This window comes from Parcubacteria group bacterium CG10_big_fil_rev_8_21_14_0_10_36_14, from assembly GCA_002772895.1.
Lineage (GTDB): Bacteria > Patescibacteriota > Patescibacteriia.
Genome location: PFCS01000028.1, coordinates 1 through 1311, shown reverse-complemented (window position 1 = coordinate 1311; position 1311 = coordinate 1). Strand labels below are relative to the sequence as shown.

1 protein-coding gene is annotated in these 1311 nt (G+C 37.8%); it reads left to right on the top strand.

The features are described from left to right. The first annotated feature begins 137 nt into the window (after positions 1–137). Entirely contained in the window at positions 138–1058 is a 921-nt protein-coding gene (locus tag COU51_01975; protein ID PIR66810.1) for a hypothetical protein, read from the top strand. Positions 1059–1311 lie beyond the last annotated feature (253 nt).

The window sequence follows — 1311 nt, the reverse complement described above, 5'->3', positions numbered from 1 at the left end:
TTTGGTATTTTAGTAGGTCTATCTTTTCTAACATAAATAAATTCCTCCATATTTTGGAGAATATTTTCTTTTATAATTATAAGGTAAAAATATGAATTTGTCAAAAAGCTCGCTTCGCTTGACGTTAAGACTGAAATATGGTTAAATTTGTACAGGTCTTTTTACGGAAGGAGCAGGCGATGGCAAGCGAAAAGTGGAAAAATACGGTTTGTAGAGCAAAAGAGTATCTTTCGATGCGTTTTTATGAGAATAGAAAGTGTATTTTGAGTCCGGAGACCGCTATTGTTTTGGGAACCGGTTGGGGGAATGTGTTGATGGAAAAGATGCCCGAAGCCCTAAAGATTCCTTTTTCTCAAGTTCCCGGATTTGAATATTTGGAAAAGATGGGAGAAATTGCAGGCCACGCAAGAGAAGTTGTTATGGATGATTTATTAGTGAATCCTTATCCACACACAAGAAGTCGATTACATGAGGTGATTATGCTTCGTGGTCGAATTCATTTAAATGAAGATTTTGATTTTGGTCAGGTTTCTAAAATGGTTCGCCTGCAGATTGAAATGCTTTTGAAGCTGGGCGTGAAGAATTTAATTTTAACAAATGCGGCAGGTTCTTTACGACCTGAGGTAAAAGTTGGGGATATTGTCGCTCATGACGGTTTTATCACTCTTTTTGCGCCAAAGCGACCTCTTACAAGCGGAGAATTTGTCAGTCCTGAGGATATGTTGAAAGAAGCGAATATTAGAGAAATTGAGGAATGCGCGCAAAAAGTGGGGCTCAATTGTCATCGTGGCGCTGGGGCAATGGTTTCTGGTCCTGATTTTGAAGGTCGGAAACATGACAAGCGAATTATGCGCGAGTTTGGCGCGACAATGGCGATGATGAGTATTTTGCCGGAAGTAGCGGTTGCGGCGCTTTATCCGAGAACGAATGTATATGCAATAAGTTTTATTACCAATACCGATAGTGAAGAGCATTCGCATGAAGATAATCAAGTGCGCGCCAAAGCCTCGGCAGACAAGCTCGGAGCACTGCTTTTGAATCTCATTATTTCTTTGTAAGCTGATCGAATGATCACAAAATCCCATTATTTGGGATTTTTTTATAAATAAGCTCTATTTTTATATAATTTGCCTTTTTTATCATTATTTGTTTAGTATTTACCTTAAAAAAATGTGGCAACTTATTTATCTAAAATTAGACAATATTATCTCTTGATTTTTTTATTTGTTTATGGTATTTTATATTTAGCGTTAATGACGATTAGCTCAGTTGGCCCCGCATACAATGTACGGATGATTAGCTCAGTTGGTT

What these genes read in the sequence shown, in the direction of transcription:
- COU51_01975 (PIR66810.1), top strand. Translation starts at nt 138, where the DNA reads ATGGTTAAATTTGTACAGGTCTTTTTACGGAAGGAGCAGGCGATGGCA.